Source organism: Streptomyces sp. ADI95-16 (assembly GCF_003721495.1).
Taxonomy (GTDB): Bacteria; Actinomycetota; Actinomycetes; order Streptomycetales; family Streptomycetaceae; genus Streptomyces; species Streptomyces goshikiensis.
In genome coordinates this window covers 6,864,853-6,884,000 of sequence record NZ_CP033581.1, presented here as the reverse complement: position 1 = coordinate 6,884,000, position 19,148 = coordinate 6,864,853, and the positions used below count along the sequence as shown (strand labels likewise).

At 73.5% G+C, this 19,148-nt stretch carries 13 protein-coding genes and 1 riboswitch; of the genes, 5 read left to right on the top strand and 8 right to left on the bottom strand.

Annotated elements, in window-relative coordinates; translation table 11 throughout:
* Positions 1-92: 92 nt before the first annotated feature.
* From EES41_RS30645 to EES41_RS30625, 5 genes are read right to left on the bottom strand one after another with little or no spacing between them, the layout of a single operon-like run.
* A complete protein-coding gene (locus EES41_RS30645) occupies positions 93-878 on the bottom strand; it encodes an enoyl-CoA hydratase (protein WP_123081218.1) in 786 nt (261 codons plus the stop codon).
* Positions 875-1,792 carry a 3-hydroxyisobutyrate dehydrogenase gene (gene mmsB, locus EES41_RS30640; protein WP_123081217.1) on the bottom strand — a complete coding sequence of 306 codons (918 nt, stop codon included), beginning with the start codon at positions 1,790-1,792 and terminating at the stop codon, positions 875-877. The genes EES41_RS30645 and mmsB overlap by 4 nt, the downstream gene beginning before the upstream one ends.
* The gene (locus EES41_RS30635; protein ID WP_123081216.1) at positions 1,789-2,862 is read right to left on the bottom strand and encodes an enoyl-CoA hydratase/isomerase family protein; all 1,074 of its coding nucleotides are present in this window, start codon (positions 2,860-2,862) and stop codon (positions 1,789-1,791) included. Before EES41_RS30635 ends, mmsB begins: the two co-directional genes overlap by 4 nt.
* Positions 2,859-4,010 (bottom strand): acyl-CoA dehydrogenase family protein, encoded by a 1,152-nt coding sequence (locus tag EES41_RS30630; RefSeq protein ID WP_100580195.1) that lies wholly within the window; start codon positions 4,008-4,010, stop codon positions 2,859-2,861. Before EES41_RS30630 ends, EES41_RS30635 begins: the two co-directional genes overlap by 4 nt.
* A complete protein-coding gene (locus EES41_RS30625) occupies positions 4,007-5,506 on the bottom strand; it encodes a CoA-acylating methylmalonate-semialdehyde dehydrogenase (RefSeq protein WP_123081215.1) in 1,500 nt (499 codons plus the stop codon). Before EES41_RS30625 ends, EES41_RS30630 begins: the two co-directional genes overlap by 4 nt.
* 224 nt (positions 5,507-5,730) lie before the next feature.
* Positions 5,731-5,910, bottom strand: a riboswitch (cobalamin riboswitch).
* Between the two features lie 86 nt (positions 5,911-5,996).
* Here EES41_RS30625 and EES41_RS30620 point away from each other — a divergent pair.
* Positions 5,997-6,914, top strand: a complete 918-nt coding sequence (locus tag EES41_RS30620; protein ID WP_123081214.1) for a cobalamin-binding protein — start codon at positions 5,997-5,999, stop codon at positions 6,912-6,914.
* Between the two features lie 37 nt (positions 6,915-6,951).
* Here the strand turns inward: EES41_RS30620 and EES41_RS30615 are convergent, their stop codons facing one another.
* The gene (locus EES41_RS30615) at positions 6,952-8,379 is read right to left on the bottom strand and encodes a short-chain fatty acyl-CoA regulator family protein (RefSeq protein ID WP_123081213.1); all 1,428 of its coding nucleotides are present in this window, start codon (positions 8,377-8,379) and stop codon (positions 6,952-6,954) included.
* A 342-nt stretch (positions 8,380-8,721) separates the two neighbouring features.
* On the opposite strand from EES41_RS30615, the gene aceA reads away from it, so the two are divergent.
* From aceA to EES41_RS30595, 4 genes are all read left to right on the top strand, one after another.
* Positions 8,722-10,035: an isocitrate lyase gene (gene aceA, locus EES41_RS30610; protein WP_123082792.1), complete on the top strand. Its 1,314-nt coding sequence runs from the start codon at positions 8,722-8,724 to the stop codon at positions 10,033-10,035.
* A gap of 49 nt (positions 10,036-10,084) precedes the next feature.
* Positions 10,085-11,677, top strand: a complete 1,593-nt coding sequence (aceB, locus tag EES41_RS30605; RefSeq protein WP_123081212.1) for a malate synthase A — start codon at positions 10,085-10,087, stop codon at positions 11,675-11,677.
* Positions 11,674-12,582, top strand: coding sequence for a 3-hydroxybutyryl-CoA dehydrogenase (locus tag EES41_RS30600; RefSeq protein WP_123081211.1), 909 nt, complete (start codon positions 11,674-11,676; stop codon positions 12,580-12,582). Before aceB ends, EES41_RS30600 begins: the two co-directional genes overlap by 4 nt.
* A 203-nt stretch (positions 12,583-12,785) precedes the next feature.
* Positions 12,786-14,180 (top strand): NADP-dependent succinic semialdehyde dehydrogenase, encoded by a 1,395-nt coding sequence (locus EES41_RS30595; RefSeq protein ID WP_123081210.1) that lies wholly within the window; start codon positions 12,786-12,788, stop codon positions 14,178-14,180.
* Between the two features lie 75 nt (positions 14,181-14,255).
* Here the strand turns inward: EES41_RS30595 and fusA are convergent, their stop codons facing one another.
* Entirely contained in the window at positions 14,256-16,328 is a 2,073-nt protein-coding gene (fusA, locus tag EES41_RS30590; RefSeq protein WP_123081209.1) for an elongation factor G, read from the bottom strand.
* Positions 16,329-16,684: 356 nt separating this feature from the next.
* Positions 16,685-18,769 (bottom strand): SpoIIE family protein phosphatase, encoded by a 2,085-nt coding sequence (locus EES41_RS30585; protein ID WP_123081208.1) that lies wholly within the window; start codon positions 18,767-18,769, stop codon positions 16,685-16,687.
* Positions 18,770-19,148: the final 379 nt, after the last annotated feature.

Sequence of the window (19,148 nt, the reverse complement as noted above, 5' to 3'; positions counted from 1 at the left end):
CACCCCCCGAAGCTATGACCGTCCCGGACCCCCCTTTTTCCCGCCGGCGCGCCCGCACTAGCCCGAGAGCGCACAGCCGGTGGGGCGGGGGGTCAGTGGTGGGTGAAGTGCGGGGGGCGTTTGTCCGCGAAGGCGGACATGCCCTCCTTCTGGTCGGCGGTGGCGAACACCGCGTGGAACAGGCGGCGTTCGAAGCGGACGCCCTCGGCGAGGGTGGTCTCGAAGGCGCGGTTCACCGCCTCCTTGGCCATCATCGCGACCGGCGCGGACATCCCCGCGACGGTCTCGGCGACGGCGAGGGCCTCGGCGAGCAGCTCGTCGGCCGGGACGATGCGGGAGACCAGCCCGGCGCGTTCGGCCTCGACGGCGTCCATGGTGCGGCCGGTCAGGCACAGTTCCATGGCCTTGGCCTTGCCGACGGCCCGGGTCAGGCGCTGGGAGCCGCCGATGCCCGGGATCACGCCGAGCTTGATCTCCGGCTGGCCGAAGACGGCGGTGTCGGAGGCGAGCAGGATGTCGCAGAGCATGGCCAGTTCGCAGCCGCCGCCGAGGGCGTAGCCGGAGACGGCCGCCACGGTGGGCGTGCGCAGGTTCCCGAGGCGGTCCCAGGCGGTGAACCAGTCGCTGAGGTACATGTCCATGTAGCTCTGCGGGCGCATCTCCTTGATGTCGGCGCCGGCCGCGAAGGCCTTCGCGGAGCCGGTGAGGACGATGCAGCCGATGTCCGGGTCGCGGTCGAGGGCCTCGGTGGCGGCCACGACCTCGTTCATCACCTGGAGGTTGAGCGCGTTGAGCGCGTTGGGCCGGTTCAGGGTGAGCAGGGCGGTGCGGCCCTTGCGCTCGACGAGGATCGTCTCGTGGTCGGTGGTCTCGGTCACGGGGTGGTTCCCTTCGGTGCTTCGGCCGCCGCGTCGCGCAGGACGTGGACGATGCCGGAGAAGTCTTGTGCGGCGCCGCTCGCTTCGGCGAACGCGGCGTACATCTCGGCCGCGCGCAGGCCGAGTCCGGCGTCGATGCCGCCGGCGCGCAGGGCGTTGGCGGCGAGTCCGAGGTCCTTGGCCATCAGCGGGGCGGCGAATCCGGGCCGGTAGTCGCGGTTCGCGGGGCTGGCCGGGACCGGGCCGGGGACGGGGCAGTTGGTGGTGAGCGCCCAGCACTGGCCGGAGGCGGTGGAGGCGACATCGTAGAGCGCCTGGTGGGACAGGCCGAGGCTTTCGCCGAGGACGAAGGCCTCGCTGACGGCGATCATCGAGATGCCGAGGATCATGTTGTTGCAGATCTTCGCGGCCTGTCCGGCGCCCGCTCCCCCGCAGTGCACCGCCTTCTTGCCCATGGCGGCCAGGAGCGGCTCGGCCCGGGCGAATTCGGCCTCGCCACCGCCGGCCATGAAGGTGAGCGTGGCCGCCTCGGCGCCCATCACGCCGCCCGAAACCGGTGCGTCGAGCGCCCGCTGCCCGGCGGCGACGGCCAGTTCATGTGCGGCGCGGGCGTCGGCGACGTCGATGGTGGAGCAGTCGACGAACAGGGTGCCGGGCTTCGCGGCCGCGAGCAGCCCCTCGTCCCGGTAGAGGGCGAGGACGTGCCGGCCCGCGGGCAGCATGGTGATCACCACGTCCGCCTCGGCCGCCGCGGCCCGCGCGGAGTCCGTGATCTCCACCCCCGCCGCGGATGCGGTGGCCAGGGCGTCGGGGACGAGGTCGAAGCCGAGCACCCGGTGACCGGCCGCGACGAGGTTGGCGGCCATCGGGCCGCCCATGTGGCCGAGGCCGACGAATGCGATGACGGTGGTCACCAGGGCACCTCCTGGAAGGAATCGGTCGAGGCGAGGGCCAGCTCGTGGTGGTCGCCGAGCGGGGCGAAGTAGCGGGCCGTGTCGGCCTCCGTCACCTCGGCGAGCCGGGCGGGTGACCAGCGGGGGGCGCGGTCCTTGTCGATGACCTGGGCGCGGATGCCCTCGACCAGGTCGGGCGAGGACAGGGCCGCGCAGGAGACGCGGTACTCCTGCTCCAGTACGCGCTCCAGCGGTCCGAGCCGGCGGGCACTGCGCAGCGCGGCCAGCGTGACCTTCAGGGCCGTGGGCGACTTGGCGGCCAGGGTGGCCGCGGCCTCCTTCGCCGCCGGGACGCCACTGGCGAGGAGCCGGGCCATGACCTCCTCCACCGTGTCGGCCGCGTAGCAGTGGTCGATCCACTCGCGGTGGGAGGCGAGTTCGCCGTCCGGGGCCGGGCCGACGTACGGGGCGAGGGCGTCGTGTACGGGCGCCCGGGCCAGGTCCGCGACCAGCGCTGCGAGTCGTTCGGACGGTACGAAGTGGTCGGCGAGGCCGCAGAGCAGCGCGTCGGCGGCGCCGACGGGGGCGCCCGTCAGGGCCAGGTGGGTGCCGAGCTCGCCGGGCGCGAGCGCGAGGAGGTACGTCCCGCCCACGTCGGGGACGAAGCCGATGCCGGTCTCCGGCATCGCGACGCGGGAGCGTTCGGTGACGATCCGCACGGCGCCGTGGGCCGAGACGCCGACCCCGCCGCCCATGACGATGCCGTCCATGAGCGCCACGTACGGCTTCGGGTAGCGGGCGATCAGCGCGTTGAGCCGGTACTCGTCGCGCCAGAAGTCCGCCGAGGCGCTGCCGCCCGTTCTGGCGTCCTCGTAGATCGCCCGGATGTCACCGCCGGCGCAGAGCCCGCGCTCCCCCGCTCCGGAGATCACCACCGTCTCCACGGCGGGGTCCTCGCGCCACGCCGTCAGGGCCTCCTCGATCCGCAGCACCATGGCGTGGCTGAGGGCGTTGAGGGCCTTCGGGCGGTTGAGCACCAGTCGGCCGGCCCGGCCCTCGACGCGGACGAGGACCTCTTCCTCTCCGCTCATCGCAGGGCCTCCGTGAGCCCGCGGGCGACGATGACGCGCATGATCTCGTTGGTCCCTTCCAGGATCTGGTGCACACGGAGATCGCGGACGATCTTCTCGATGCCGTACTCGCTGAGGTAGCCGTAGCCGCCGTGGAGTTGCAGCGCCTCGTTGGCCACGGTGAAGCCCGTGTCGGTGGCGAACCGCTTGGCCATCGCGCACAGCTCCGCGGCCTTCGGATCGCCCGCGTCGAGGGCCTCGGCGGCCGTACGGAGCAGCGCGCGGGCGGCGGCCAGCTCGGTGGCCATGTCCGCGAGCCGGAACTGGAGCGCCTGGGCGTCGAGGAGCCGGGCGCCGAACGCCGCCCGGTCGGCGAGGTGGGACAGGCTGCGGTCCAGCGCGCTCTGCGCACCGCCCAGCGAGCAGGCGGCGATGCCGAGGCGGCCGCCGTTGAGGCCGTTCATGGCGATGCGGAAGCCCTCGCCCTCCGCGCCGAGCCGCCGGTCGGCGGGCAGGCGCACCCCGTCGAGGACGACCTGCCGGGTGGGCTGGGCGTTCCAGCCCATCTTCTGCTCGTTGGCGCCGAAGGAGACCCCGGGGTCGTCCCGCTCGACGACGAAGGCCGAGATCCCCCGGGGCCCCGCCTCTCCGGTCCGGGCCATGACGATGTACACGCCCGCGGCTCCGGCGCCGGAGATGAACTGCTTGACGCCGGTCAGGACGTAGTGGTCGCCGTCCCGTTCGGCGCGCGTGCGCAGGGCGCCCGCGTCGGAGCCGGCTCCCGGCTCGGTGAGGCAGTAGCTGCCCAGCGTGTCGGCCGTGCAGAGGCCGGGCAGCCAGCGGCGGCGCTGGGCCGCGTCCCCGTACCGGTCGATCATCCAGGCGACCATGTTGTGGATGGACAGGTATCCGGCGATGGAGGGGCAGCCGGTGGCGAGGGTCTCGAAGACGAGGACGCCGTCGGCCCGGGTGAGTCCGCTGCCGCCCTGCTCCTCGCGGACGTAGACCCCGCCGAGGCCGAGGGCGGCGGCCCGCCTGATCACGTCGACGGGGAAGTGTTTGTCCCTGTCCCAGGCGACGGCGTGCGGTGCGAGGTGGTCCTGGGCGAAGTCGAGGGTGACCTCGGCGAGGGCGAGCTGGTCCTCGGTGAGGGTGGTCACGGCGCTCATCCCATCGTCGGGATGGTGAAGCTCGCGCTCTCCTTGGCCCCGGAGGGCCAGCGCGAGGTGACGGTCTTGGTGCGGGTGTAGAAGCGGATGGAGTCCGGCCCGTGCTGGTTGAGGTCGCCGAAGCCGGACCGCTTCCAGCCACCGAAGGTGTGGTAGGCGACGGGGACCGGGATGGGGACGTTGACTCCGACCATGCCGGCGCCGACCCGGCGGGTGAAGTCGCGTGCCGTGTCGCCGTCGCGGGTGAAGATCGCGACGCCGTTGCCGTACGGGTGCTCGGTGGGCAGGCGCAGGGCTTCCTCGTAGTCGGCGGCCCGGACCACCGAGAGCACCGGGCCGAAGATCTCCTCGCGGTAGATCCGCATGGAGGGGGCGACCCGGTCGAAGAGGGTGGCTCCGGCGAAGTAGCCGTTCTCGTGGCCGGGCAGGGTGAACCCGCGTCCGTCCACGATGAGTTCGGCGCCCTCGTTGACGCCGATGTCCACGTAGCGCCGGACGCGGTCGAGGGCGTCCTGGCTGACCAGGGGGCCGAAGTCGGCCTCCGGGTCGTCGGAGGTGCCGATGCGCAGGGCGGCGATCCGTTCCTTCAGCTTGCCGACCAGCCTGTCGGCCGTCTCCTCGCCGACCGGGACGGCGACGGCGATGGCCATGCAGCGCTCGCCGGCCGAGCCGTAGCCGGCGCCGATGAGCGCCTCCACGGCCTGGTCGAGGTCGGCGTCGGGCATCACGATCATGTGGTTCTTGGCGCCGCCGAAGCACTGGGCGCGCTTGCCGTGCGCGGCGGCGGTGGCGTAGATGTGCGCGGCGATCGGGGTGGATCCGACGAAGCCGAGGGCCTGGACGCGGGGGTCCTCCAGCAGGGTGTCCACGGCCTCCTTGCCGCCGTTGACCACGTTGAGCACGCCGGGCGGCAGACCGGCTTCCAGGAACAGCTCGGCAAGCCGCAGCGGTACGGAGGGATCGCGCTCGGAGGGCTTGAGGATGAAGGCGTTTCCGCAGGCCAGGGCCGGGGCGGCCTGCCACAGCGGGATCATCGCGGGGAAGTTGAACGGGGTGATCCCGGCGACCACGCCCAGCGGCGCGCGCAGGGAATGGACGTCGATGCCGGTGCCGGCGTTGTCGGTGAACTCGCCCTTGAGGAGGTGCGGGATCCCGGCGGCGAACTCGACCACCTCCAGGCCGCGTTGCAGGTCGCCGTGCGCGTCGGCGACGGTCTTGCCGTGCTCGGCGGACAGCAGCCGGGCCAGCGCGTCGCGTTCGCCCTCGACGAGCTGGAGGAAGCGCAGCATGACGCGGGCGCGCCGCTGCGGGTTCCACTGGCCCCAATCGGCCTGCGCCTCCTCGGCGCCCGCGATCGCGGCCTCCGTGTCGGCGCGCCCGGCCAGGGGGACCCTGGCCTGGACCGCGCCGGTGTTGGGGTCGTACACGTCGGCGAAGAGACCGGACGTTCCGGTGGTGTGCTTTCCGCCGATGAAATGGGTGAGCTCGCGGACCATCGAAGCCTGCTCTCGTCAGGTGAGATCCGAGGAAGGCGCGGCAGACGGCGGCGGCGCACCGATCGGGGTGCGCGCCGCGGGGCGGACCGCGGGACAGTGAAGGCGCGGAGGCCTTCGTCGAGTCACGAACGCGCGGGCAGGGCCGCGTACTTCGGATACTCCGCCGGATCACCTGGGCCGTGGTCACGTACCGGTGCCATGCGTGTCTGCTCCATCCTCGTGGACAACACGGAACACCCCACGGCCGGTATCCTGACTCCCGGATCAACGCACGCTCTCCGGCCTTCCCGACGGATGGATTCCGTCAGTGGCCTGTACTGCTGAAGAGCGCACTTCCCGGTCACAGTGGCGGGACCGCGCCGGATTCACACCGGCTTCCCTGCACCGCGGGCTTGTCACGAACATATAGTTGGACGTCCTAGTAAGTCCACCCCCACTCGCGGCGCGGACGGGTGTGAAGGGTCCCCGGACCAAGGCCTACAGTCGAGGAATGCGCATCGTCTCGCTGCTCCCCGCGGCCACCGACATCGTCGCCGAGCTCGGTCTGGCCGCCGATCTGGTGGGCCGGACGCACGAGTGCGACTGGCCGCCGCGGGCGGTGGCGGGGGTGCCGGTGGTGACCTCCGCCGGGTTCTCCCCGGACGATCTGAGCAGCCGGGAGATCTCCGCCGCGGTCGGGGGCGCCGCGCACAGCGGGTCCTCGCTCTACGCCCTCGACACCGAGGCGCTGGGCGCGCTGCGGCCCGAGGTGGTCCTCACCCAGGACCTGTGCGACGTCTGCGCCGTCTCCTACGCGGGGGCGAGCCGGGCGGTGCGCGTCCTGGACGGCGGGCCCCGGGTGCTGAGCCTGGAGCCGCGCACCCTGGACGACGTACTGGACTGCCTGGTCACGGTGGGCGAGCTGCTCGGCGTACGGGAGCACGCGCGGGAGCGCCGGGCGGTCCTCGCCGAGCGCCTGGAGGCCGTGCGCGAGCGGACGGCGGGCCGGCGGCCGCGGCCCAAGGTGGTGGCGATCGAGTGGCTCGACCCGCTCTGGCCGGCCGGTCACTGGGTGCCCGAGCAGATCGCGCACGCGGGCGGTGAGGCGCTGCTCGCCGCCCCGGGCGAGCACACCCGGCCGATGGACTGGGAGGCGGTCCGGGCCGCCCGCCCCGACGTACTCCTCCTGATGCCCTGCGGGTTCGCACCGGAGCGCACCCTGCGCGAGCGGGAGCTGCTGACCTCGCTGCCCGGCTGGGAGGAGCTGCCCGCGGTACGGGCCGGCGCGGTGTGGGTGCTGGACGGGCCCGCGTACTTCAACCGGCCGGGGCCCCGGGTGGTGCGCGGCGCGGAGGTGCTGGCGCAGGTCCTGCACGGGGTCGCGGCGGGCGCCCCGGTGACCCCGGCGGAGGCCTTCCGCCTGGGCTGACCGCCGCCTCCGGGCCCCTGCGGCCCCGCCCCCGGCCTCAGCGCGCCCGGTCGGCCACCTGGTACGGGACGAAGGTGCTGGTGTTCTCGTCGACGGCGAGCGGCCGCCCGAGCGGCGGGACGGCGCGCTGCGGACAGTCGAGGCGTTCGCAGATGCGGCAGCCCATGCCGATGGGGGTGGCCGCCGCGGTGTTGCCGAGGTCGAGGCCGTCGGAGTAGACGAGCCGCGAGGCGTGCCGGATCTCGCAGCCCAGCCCGATCGCGAACGTCTTGCCGGGCTCGCCCCAGCCGCCCCGGTGCCGGGTCAGGGCGCGGGCCGTCCACAGGTAGCGCTGCCCGTCCGGCATGGCGGCGACCTGGACGTGGATCCGGCCGGGCGCGGCGAAGGCCTCGTAGACGTTCCACAGCGGGCAGGTGCCGCCCGCGCGGGAGAAGTGGAATCCGGTCGCGGACTGCCGCTTGGACATGTTCCCGGCGCGGTCGACGCGGACGAAGGAGAACGGGACCCCGCGCAGCCTGGGGCGTTGAAGGGTGCTCAGGCGGTGACAGACCGTCTCGTAGCCGATGCCGAAGTGGTCGGTGAGCCGCTCGATGTCGTAGCGGAACTCCTCGGCGGCCGTGTGGAAGGCGCGGTACGGGAGGATCAGCGCGGCGGCGAAGTAGTTGGCGATGCCGATCCGGGCCAGGGCGTGGGCGGTGGAGCCGGCCGGGAAGTCCTCGCAGGCGAGCCGGTCCAGCTCGTCGGCGTACTCCAGCAGGGCGAGCTGGGTCGCCATCCGGAACGCCTGCTGGCCGGGCCGCAGCCGGGCCGAGAGGTGGAGCACGCGGGCGGAGTCGTCGTAGTGGTGGAGCCGTTCGGAGTCGGCGGCCAGCCGGACCCCGTGGCGTTCGGCGAGCCGCGCCGCGAGGGCGCGCACGACGTCGCCGCGGCGGATCCCGATGGCGCGGGCCAGCTCCTCGGCGGCGAGGTCGGTGTCGTGCAGGTAGTTCTGGCGGCGGTAGAAGAACTCCCGGATCTCCTCGTGCGGTGAGCGCGGGGCGCCCGGGCCGGCCCCCGTCGCCGGCCCCGCTCCGGCGTCGCGGCCGTCGGCGGCGCCCGCCAGCCCCTCGGCGAGCAGCTGGCCGCGCCGCCCGAGGTCCAGCAGCACCTGCGCGACCGCCGGCATCCGGGAGGCGAGTTCCGCGAGGTCGGAGGCGGACACCCGGGCCGCCGCGACCTCCCCGGCCAGCGCCTCGCGCAGGTCGGCCACGAGCCGACTGGTGTCCCGCTCCGAGAAGAAGCCCGGGTCCACGCCGAAGGCCTCGGTCAGCCGCAGCAGCACGGGCACGGTCAGCGGGCGGGAGTCGTGCTCCATCTGGTTGAGGTAGCTGGGCGAGATCGCCAGCATCCGGGCCAGGTCGGCCTGGCTCAGGCGGCGCTCCTCGCGCAGCCTGCGCAGCCGCGCTCCCGCGTAGGTCTTGCTCACCGCGTCCCCCTCGTGTCGGTCGCCAGCCTAGGCGAGAAAGCCCCTCACCGGACCTTCGCACACTTGGCAAACGACCCCGGAAAGATTCGCAGAACTTGGCATTCGTCCACGGTTGATGGCACTGGGTGTCATTGGGAGAGTCGTCCTGCGGCCCGCCGGACGCCCGGTGGCAGCAACATTGCTCCGCTCGTTCCCCGGATGGACGGCGGGCCGCGATCTTGAATTCGGCACACCGTGCCATTTCTTCGCACCTATGACGGACCGACGCAGCTCAGCGTCAAGCGACTCAAGCGGTTCAAGCGACTCAAGCGACTCAAGCGACTTCAGGAGACGGTGACGGTCATGGCTTCCACGAGCACGACGAACGCGACGGACACGACGGACACGACGGCGGCGGCAGCGGAACTCGCCGGGCGCTGGGCCACGGATTCCCGCTGGGCCGGGATCGAGCGGACGTACACCGCCGAGGACGTGGTCCGCCTCTCCGGCAGCGTCCGCGAGGAGCACACCCTCGCCCGGCGCGGCGCGGAACGGCTGTGGCGCCAGCTCCACGAGCGGGACTACGTCCACGCGCTCGGCGCGCTGACCGGCGGCCAGGCCGTCCAGCAGGTCCGGGCCGGGCTCCAGGCGATCTACCTCTCCGGCTGGCAGGTGGCCGCCGACGCCAACCAGGCCGGGCACACCTACCCGGACCAGAGCCTCTACCCGGTCAACTCGGTGCCCCAGGTGGTCCGCCGCATCAACAACGCGCTGCTGCGCGCCGACCAGATCGCCACCGCCGAGGGCGCCGCGGACACCACGGACTGGCTGGCCCCGATCGTCGCCGACGCGGAGGCCGGGTTCGGCGGCCCGCTCAACGCCTTCGAGCTCACCAAGGCCATGATCGCGGCGGGCGCGGCCGGCATCCACTACGAGGACCAGCTCGCCTCCGAGAAGAAGTGCGGCCACCTCGGCGGCAAGGTCCTCGTCCCGACCTCGCAGCACATCCGCACCCTGAACGCGGCCCGGCTCGCGGCGGACATCGCCGACACCCCGACCGTGATCATCGCCCGTACGGACGCCCTCGCGGCGAACCTCATCACCAGCGACGTCGACGAGCGCGACGCCCGGTTCGTCACCGGCGAGCGCACGGCGGAAGGCTTCTACCGGGTCCGGAACGGCATGGCGCCCGTCATCGCCCGCGGCCTCGCCTACGCCCCGTACGCCGACCTGATCTGGGTGGAGACCGGCACCCCGGACCTGGCCCAGGCCCGCGAGTTCGCCGAGGCCGTCCACGCCCAGTACCCGGACCAGATACTGGCCTACAACTGCTCCCCGTCCTTCAACTGGAAGGCGGCCCTGGACGACGACCAGATCGCCAAGTTCCAGCGCGAGCTGGGCGCCATGGGCTACCGCTTCCAGTTCATCACCCTCGCCGGGTTCCACTCCCTCAACCACGGCATGTTCGACCTGGCGCGCGGCTACGCCGAGCACGGCATGACCGCGTACGTGGACCTCCAGGAGCGTGAGTTCGCCGCGCAGGAGCACGGCTTCACCGCCGTCAGGCACCAGCGCGAGGTCGGCACCGGCTACTTCGACCTGGTCTCCACCGCCGTCAACCCCGCCTCCTCGACCACCGCGCTCGCCGGCTCCACCGAGGAAGAGCAGTTCCACTAGGCCCCGCGCCCCGCTCCCCCGCTCCCCTCCCCGTCTTGAGGAGATCCGCATGCCCGCCCACGCAACCGCCCACCGCGTCCAGGTCCTCGGAACGCGGGGGGAGCGTCACGAGGAGATCCTCACCCCCGCGGCGCTGGACTTCATCGCCCGCCTCCACGAGGCCTTCGCGCCCCGGCGTCCGGAGCTCCTGCGGGAGCGCCTGCGCCGGTCGGGCAACCTCGCCTCCGGCACGCCCCTGGACTTCTCCCGCGCCACCTCGGCCGTCCGCGCCGACCCCGACTGGCGCGTCGCCCCGCCGGCGCCCGGCCTCATCGACCGCCGCGTCGAGATCACCGGCCCGCCCGACCGCCGGATGACGGTCAACGCCCTCAACTCCGGCGCCCAGGTGTGGATGGCCGACTTCGAGGACGCCACGTCCCCCACCTGGGACAACCTCATCGGGGGCCAGCTGAACCTGCTCGACGCCATCGAACGGCGCATCGACTTCACCACCCCCGACGGCAAGGAGTACCGCCTCGGGGACTCCCCCGCCACGATCGTGGTCCGCCCCCGCGGCTGGCACCTCACCGAGGAGCACCTGGAGATCGACGGCCGGCCCGTCCCGGCCTCCCTGGTCGACTTCGGCCTCTACTTCTTCCATTGCGCGCAGCGGCAGATCGACGCGGGCCACGGCCCGTACTTCTACCTCCCCAAGCTGGAGAACCGGTACGAGGCCCGGCTGTGGAACGACGTGTTCCTGCTCGCCCAGGAGCTCCTCGGCATCCCGCGGGGCACGGTCCGCGCCACCGTTCTCATCGAGACGGTCACCGCCGCGTTCGAGATGGAGGAGATCCTCTACGAACTGCGCGAACACTCCTCGGGACTGAACGCGGGGCGCTGGGACTACCTGTTCAGCCTGATCAAGAACTTCGCCCACCGCACCGACTTCCTGCTCCCCGACCGGGCCAAGGTCACCATGACCGCCCCGTTCATGCGGGCGTACACCGAACTCCTGGTGCGCACCTGCCACCGCCGGGGCGCCCACGCCATCGGCGGCATGTCCGCCCACGTCCCGAGCAGGGACGCGGCGGGGAACGAGGCCGCGCTCGCCAAGGTCCGGCTCGACAAGGAGCGCGAGGCCGAGGACGGCTTCGACGGCTCCTGGGTGGCGCACCCCGGGCTGGTCCCCGTCTGCCGCACCGTCTTCGACGGGGTGCTGGGCGAGCGGCCCCACCAGATCGAGCGCACCCGCGAGGACGTGGAGGTGCACGCCGGCGACCTGCTGTCCGTACGCCGGATCAGCGGGCCGCCCACCCCGGAGGGGGTCCGGGCCAACGTCGCCGTGGCGCTGCGCTACTTCGACGCCTGGCTGCGCGGCAGCGGCGCCGTGGCCCTGGACGGGCTGATGGAGGACGCGGCCACCGCCGAGATCGCCCGCGTCCAGCTGTGGCAGTGGCTGCGGCACCGCACCGTCACCCGCGAGGAGGTGCTCGGGCTGCTCGACACCGAGTGCGCGGCCCTGGCCCGGGAACGGCCCGACGCGCTGGTCGCCGAGGCCCGCGCCGTACTGGAGGACACCGCGCTCGGCCGCGAGCTGCCCGCCTTCTTCACCCCGGCGGCCTACACCCGCCACCTCGTCCGCCGTACGGAGGCCCGCGCATGAGCCCTGACCCGAGCTCGCTCAGTTCCGCTGCCCACCGCGTCCACCGCGTCCACCGCGTCGGCATCGTCGGCGGCGGCCAGATGGGCGCCGGCATCGCCGAGGTCTGCGCCCGGGCCGGCCTGGACACGCTCGTCTGCGAGGCCGACGCCACCGCCGCCCGCGCCGCCCGGGAACGGGTCGCGGTCTCGCTGGAGCGGGCCGTGCAGCGCGGAAAGCTCGACCGGCTCTCCGCCGAGGACGCCCTGGCCCGGCTGTTGTTCACCGGTGACCTCGACGATCTCGCGGACCGGCAGCTCGTCATCGAGGCCGTCGTCGAGAACGCCGACGTGAAGACCGAGGTCTTCACGGCCCTCGACAAGATCGTGGAGGATCCGGAGGCGATCCTGGCCTCCAACACCTCCGCCATCCCGGTCATGCGGCTGGGCATGGCCACCCGCCGCGCCGACCGCGTCGTGGGCCTGCACTTCTTCAACCCGGTGCCGGTGCTGCCGCTGGTGGAGATCGTCTCCTCGCTCCACACCACGGCGGACACCGCCGGGCGGGCGGAGGCCTTCGTCGTCGACGCCCTCGGCAAGACCGCGATCCGCTCCCAGGACCGGTCCGGTTTCGTGGTCAACGCCCTGCTGGTCCCCTATCTGCTGGCGGCGGTCCGGATGGCCGAGTCCGGGTACGCGACGGCCGCCGACATCGACGCCGGGATGGTGCTGGGCTGCGCCCACCCGATGGGGCCGCTGAAGCTCGCCGACCTGATCGGCCTGGACACCGTGGCGGCGATCGCCGAGTCCTTGTACGAGGAGTTCAAGGAGCCGCTCTACGCCCCGCCCCCGCTGCTCCAGCGGATGGTCCAGGCCGGACTCCTCGGCCGCAAGACGGGGCGCGGGTTCCACATGTACGGCCGGGGCTGAGGGGCCCCGGTGCGCCGGCGGTGCTGAGGGTGCCGCCGGCGCGGCGAAGCGGGGGGCCGGGCGACGGTGCAGGCGCGCGGCCCCCCGATCGCGCGCCCGGCCGCCGTACGGACCCGCCGCACTCGGCGCCGTCGCGTTGCGCGGCGCCGCCCCAGGGGGCAGGGTCGAGGAGGCTGCCGAGCCACCAAGAGGAGGACGCGACGATGGCCATCGCCACGGTGAACCCGGCGACGGGTGAGACGGTACGCACCTTCGACGCCCTGGGCGCCGACGACATCGAACGGTGTCTCGCCGAGGCCGCGCGGGCCTTCGGCTCGTACCGCACGACGGGCTTCGCCGAGCGGACCGCGCTGCTGGGGCGGGCCGCGGACCTGCTGGAGGCGGACAACGAGGACATCGCGCGGACGATGACCGTCGAGATGGGCAAGCCGCTGGCGGCGGCCCGGGCCGAGGCCGCCAAGTGCGTGAAGGCGATGCGCTGGTACGCCGATCACGCGGAGGCCCTGCTCGGCGACGAGCGCCCCGCCGACGCCGATGTCCGCGACAGCGGCGCCTCGGCCGTCCGGACGCTCTACCGGCCGCTCGGGGTGGTCCTCGCCGTGATGCCGTGGAACTTCCCGCTCTGGCAGGTGATGCGCTTCGCCGCGCCGGCCCTGATGGCGGGCAACGTCGGCCTGCTCAAACACGCCTCCAACGTCCCGCAGACCGCCGTCTACCTGGGCGAGCTCTTCGAGCGGGCGGGCTATCCGCGCGGTTGTTTCCAGACCCTGCTGATCGGATCGGGCGCGGTGGAGTCGGTGCTGCGCGACCCCCGGGTCGCGGCGGCGACGCTGACGGGCAGCGAACCGGCGGGGCGCGCCGTGGCCTCGGTCGCGGGTGACGAGGTCAAGAAGACGGTCCTGGAGCTGGGCGGCAGCGATCCCTTCGTCGTGATGCCCTCCGCCGACCTCGACAAGGCCGTGAGGACCGCCGTCACGGCGCGGGTCCAGAACAACGGGCAGTCCTGCATCGCGGCCAAGCGCTTCATCGTGCACACCGACGTGTACGACGCGTTCGCGGAGCGGTTCGCCGCCGCCATGGCGGCGCTGCGCGTCGGTGACCCCTTGCAGGAGTCCACCGAGGTCGGGCCGCTCGCCACCGAGCAGGGCCGGGCCGATCTGGAGGAGCTGGTCGAGGACGCGGTGCGCGGCGGGGCGAGCGTGCTGTGCGGTGGACGCCGCCCGCCGGGGCAGGAGCGGGGCTGGTTCTACGAACCGACCGTCCTCGCCGGCATCTCGGCGGACATGCGCATCGACCAGGAGGAGACCTTCGGGCCGGTCGCGACGCTCTACCGGGTGGCGAGCCTGGACGAGGCGGTGGAGCGGGCCAACCACACGCCCTTCGGGCTCAGTTCGAACGTGTGGACGCGCGATGACGCGGAGACGGAGCGGTTCGTCCGCGACCTGGAGGCCGGCGGGATCTTCTTCAACGGCATGACCGCCTCGCACCCCGCGCTGCCGTTCGGCGGTGTCAAGCGCTCGGGGTACGGCCGGGAGCTCTCGGGGCACGGCATCCGCGAGTTCTGCAACGTCACCACGGTCTGGCAGGCCGCCGGCTGACCGTCCCGGCACCCGGTGACGGCGCGGGCGGCCCCGCCCCCGGCCGCTGGGTGCGGTCGGGGGCGGGGTTCGGGATCAGGCCGACAGGGTTTCCCGGGTGAGCGCTGCCGGGACCGGGGCGTAGCCCGTGGGGCGGGCGGTGAACGTGCCGCGCCCCTGGGTGCGGCTGCGGAGCCGGGACGCGTAGCCGAACAGTTCGGCCAGCGGGACGGCCGCCGTGATCACGGTGGTCCCGGTGCGCGCGGCCGAGCCGGAGACCCGGCCGCGACGTGCCGCCAGGTCACCGAGCACCCCGCCGACGGCGTCGTCGGGGACGGTCACCACGACCTCGACGACCGGTTCCAGCAGCTCCATCACCCCGGCCCGCAGGGCTTCGCGCAGCCCGAAGCGGCCCGCCGCGCGGAACGCCATCTCCGAGGAGTCCTTGGAGTGGGTCGCCCCGTCGGTCAGGGTGACCCGCAGCCCGGTCACCGGGTGCCCGCCGAGGGGACCCTCGACGAGCGCGTCCCGGCAGCCCGCCTCCACCGCGCGGACGAACTCCTGCGGAACCCGGCCGCCGACGACGGTCGAGCGGAACTCGAACCCCTCTCCGTCGAGGGGCTCGACGTCGATGACCACATGGGCGAACTGGCCCGCGCCGCCGTCCTGTTTGACGTGCCGGTACACCAGGCCCGACACCCCGCTCGCCACCGTCTCCCGGTAGGCGACGCGCGGGCGGCCGACCTCGATCCCGAGGCCGTGGCTGCGGCGGATCTTCTCCACCGCGACCTCCAGGTGCAGTTCGCCCATGCCGGACAGCACGGTCTGGCCGGTCTCGGGGTCCGTCCTCAGCACCAGCGACGGGTCCTCCTCGACCAGCCGGGCCAGCGCCGAGGCCAGCCTGCCGGTGTCGCCGGCGGTGCGCGCCTCGACCGCCACCGAGACCACCGGCGCTGCCACCGTGGGCGGTTCGAGTACCAGGGGCGCCTCCGGTGCGCACAGCGTGGACCCGGCGCGCGTGGTCTTGAGGCCGACGACCGCGACGATGTCGCCGGCCACCGCCCGCTCGACCTCGGCGTGCCGGTCGGCCTGGACCCGTAGGATCCGGCCGATCCGCTCGGTCCGGCCGGTGCCCGCGTCCAGCACGGTGTCCCCCTTGCGCATCGTTCCCGAGTACACGCGCAGGCAGGTCAGCCTCCCCGTGGCCGTCGCGTTCACCTTGAAGGCGAGCGCGGCGAACGGCGCCGCCGGGTCGGGGCCGCGTTCCTGCTCGGCCGCGCCGAGGGTGCCCCGTACCGGCGGCATGTCGGCGGGCGCGGGCAGGTAGGCCACGATGGCGTCGAGGAGCGGTTCGACGCCCCGGTTGCGGTACGCCGTTCCGCACAGCACGACCACGCCCTCGCCGCCGCGGGTCAGCTCGCGCAGCGCGCCGGCCAGCGTGTCCTCGGAGAGCTCGGAGGTGGCGCAGTACTCGTCCAGGGCGGCGGGGTGGAGCTCCGCCACCTGCTCGTCGAGCAGCCTGCGCCGCAGCCGCGCCTCCTCGCGCAGCTCGTCGGGTACGGCGGACACCCGGCAGGTGTCCTGGCCTGCGCCCCAGACCAGCGCGCGCATCCGGACGAGGTCCACGACGCCGGTGAAGCCGTCCTCCCGCCCGATGGGCAGCTGGACGACCAGGGGGACGACGTGGAGCCGCTCCCGCAGGGAGGCGACGGCCGCGTCGAGGTCGGCGCCGACCCGGTCCATCTTGTTGACGAACGCGATGCGCGGCACGCCGTGGCGGTCCGCCTGCCGCCACACCGACTCGCTCTGCGGTTCGACGCCCGCGACGGCGTCGAACACGGCGACCGCGCCGTCGAGGACGCGGAGCGAGCGCTCCACCTCGTCGGAGAAGTCCACGTGTCCCGGGGTGTCGATCAGGTTGATCCGGTGGTCGTCCCAGGCGCAGCTGACGGCGGCGGCGAAGATGGTGATGCCGCGGTCGCGTTCCTGGGTGTCGAAGTCGGTGACGGTCGTTCCCTCGTGGACCTCGCCGCGTTTGTGGATGGCGCCGGTGGCGTAGAGGACGCGTTCGGTGAGGGTGGTCTTGCCGGCGTCCACGTGGGCGAGGATGCCGAGGTTGCGGACGTCGGTGGCGGCGTCGCGGAACGTGGTGGGCGTGGTGGTGCGCATGGCCCGGGGCCTTTCTGGATGATCTGGAGAAGGGCAGCGCGATGTCCGGACGTGGCGGCGGGGGCGCGGCCGTGCGGTGCCGCTGCCCGGCGCGGTGCGCGCGGGCAGGGGTCGCGGTGCGGCGGGCCGCGGGAGGAAGGGGCTTCCGGTGTTCGTCCGGGGCTTCCGGTGAGGGCCGCGCGGCCGTCACCGGGAAGCGGAAGACACCAGGATCACGTCGTACCTCGACGGGGGAACGCGAACGGCGGTGTGGTGACGCACGGTCCGGCTCCCCTCGCTCGACGGATGAACGCGCCGCGTCTGGTGGCGGCGCACACGGCAGAGTCTAGGGATCTGCTCGCGTCCGGGCACCGGAATTAACCCGGCAGCTGTCGGGTGCGCGCGATCAGCAGGGCGACGTCGTCGCGGTCGTCCGGCTGGCGGAGTTCGCTCAGCAGCCGGTCGCAGGTCTCTTCGAGGGACGGGTTGGGGTGGCTGAGCAGGGTGGTGAGGGTGCGCAGCCGGATGTCGATGTCCTGATCACGGGTTTCGACGAGGCCGTCGGTGTACAGGACCAGGCCGTCGCCGATCGCGAGGTCGAAGGCGATGGCCTCGAAGGGGACGCCGCCGACTCCCAGCGGTGCCCCGGTGGGCAGGTCGAGCAGCTCGGGCGGTCTGCCGGGCCGGGTGCGTACGGGCGGCAGGTGACCGGCGCTGGCGATGCGGCAGCGGCCCCGGTGCGGATCGTGGACGGCGATGACGCAGGTGGCCATGGTGTGCCCGAGGCCGGTGGTGGTGTGGTCGAGGCGGGTGAGGACCGCCGCCGGGTCGAGGTCGAGCTCGGCCAGGGTACGGGCGGCGGTGCGGAGCTGGCCCATGGTGGCGGCGGCGTTGATGCCGCTGCCCATGACGTCTCCGACGACGAGGGCGGTCTTGTCGTCGGGCAGCGGGATGACGTCGAACCAGTCGCCGCCGACCTCGCCGACGGCCGCGGCGGGCTGGTAGCGGTAGGCGATCTCCAGCCCCGGGGTGGGGGTGGGCTGGTGGGGCAGCAGGTGGCGCTGCAGGGTGAGGGCGGCGTACCGCTGCTTCTGGTACCAGCGCGCGTTGTCGATGCAGACGGCCGCGCGGGCCGCGAGCTCGCCCGCGAGCAGGGCGTCGTCATGGTCGAACGGCAACGGGTTGCGGATGCGTTGGAGGCCGAGCACGCCGATGACCTCACCGCGGGCGATCAGCGGGACGGCGAGGTACGAGTGGATGCCGGCCTCGGCGAGGAGGGCGGCGGCCTGGGCGTCCCGGGCGATGCGGACGAGGTCCTGGTCGGAGACGTGCTCGATGAGGAGCATCCGGCCGGTGCGCACGCACTGGGTGACCACCCGGGTGGCGTCGTAGCGCGCGAGCTCGCCGACGGGGTCGGCGGCGAGGGTGGCGGGCGACGGGTAGGCCGCCTTGATGGCGAGGGCCCGGAACTGCACGGCCTCGTCCCTGCGCACCTCCGGCGGGCGGTCGGCCGAGAGGACGGAGTCCAGGACGTCCACCGTGGCCAGGTCCGCGAGGGCCGGTACGGCGATCTCGCCCAGCTCGCGGGCGGTGACGCCGAGGTCGAGGGTGGTGCCGATGCGTACGGAGGCGTCGGCGATCAGCGCGAGCCGCTGCCGCGCGAGGGCGACGGCGGTCGCCGACTTGTGCTGCGCGGTGACGTCCACGACGGAGGCCGCGACCCCCAGCGGCCGCCCGGCCGGATCGTCGAGCCGGTAGACGGAGACCGACCAGGCGTGGTCGTGGCCGGGGTCGGCTGGGGTGCGTCCGGTGGTGAACCGGTTCAGCTGCGGTGTGCCGCTGTGCAGGACCTCGCGCATGGCCGACTCGATGGGCATGGCGTCCAGCTGCGGGAGGGCCTCGTGGACGCGTTTGCCGAGGTGCTGGGCGACCGGCAGGCCGTTGAGGCGTTCGAGGGCCGGGTTGACGAGGACGTAGCGCAGGTCGGTGTCCATGACGGCGAGGCCGATCGGCGACTGGGCGACCAGGCGCGTCGACAGCGCCAGGTCGCGCTCGACGCGCCGTACGGTGGCCTGGTCGGAGGCGATCCCGAGGGCGTAGCGCCGGCCCTCCCGGTCCTCCAGCCGCATGTTGCGGAACTCGGTGTACAGGACGCCGCCGTCCCGGTGCCGTACGGGGAACGCCCCGTCCCAGGCTCCGGAGCCGTTCATCACCTCGTCGAAGAGGGCGACGACCAGATCTTGGTGCTGCTCGTCGACCAGCAGCCGCGCCGCGTACCGGCCGAGCACCTCCTGGGGGGTGTAGCCGAACAGCTCCTGGGCCTGGGGGCTCCACAGCGCGATCCGGCCCTCGTCGTCGAGCACCACGGCCGCGACGCCGAGGAGGTCGAGGAGGCCCGGCCCGGTGGACGGACCGGCGGGCTCGGGGTCCGGTCCGGCCCGGAAGGCATCCGCCGTGCTCATGCCGGGCCCTCCTTCCCGCCCCCGACGGCGTGAGCGGTGGGTCGGCCCGCTCTGTTCAAGACCATCAGCACGCACCCCGGGGTGTCTCCCATCGTCCCTCGACTCCACACGACCGGCAGCCGCAGCCTCGGCCGCCGTACGCGGCTCCGGCTCAGCCCTCGGCGCGCTGGGTGGCGGGGGCGCCGGTCTCGTCGCCGAGGACGCGCGGGGGGCCACAGGTGCCGGTCTCGCTCGCGTCGGTGGCTTCGGTCACGTCCGGGACCGTACGCCACCCGCGCCGCGCGCGGGCCCCTGGCGGCCTGGCCGCAGGGGCACTGTCACCCCAACGGTCGCTCGGGGGACACGCGCACCGCCACCACCCGCGCCGGGCGCGGGTGGT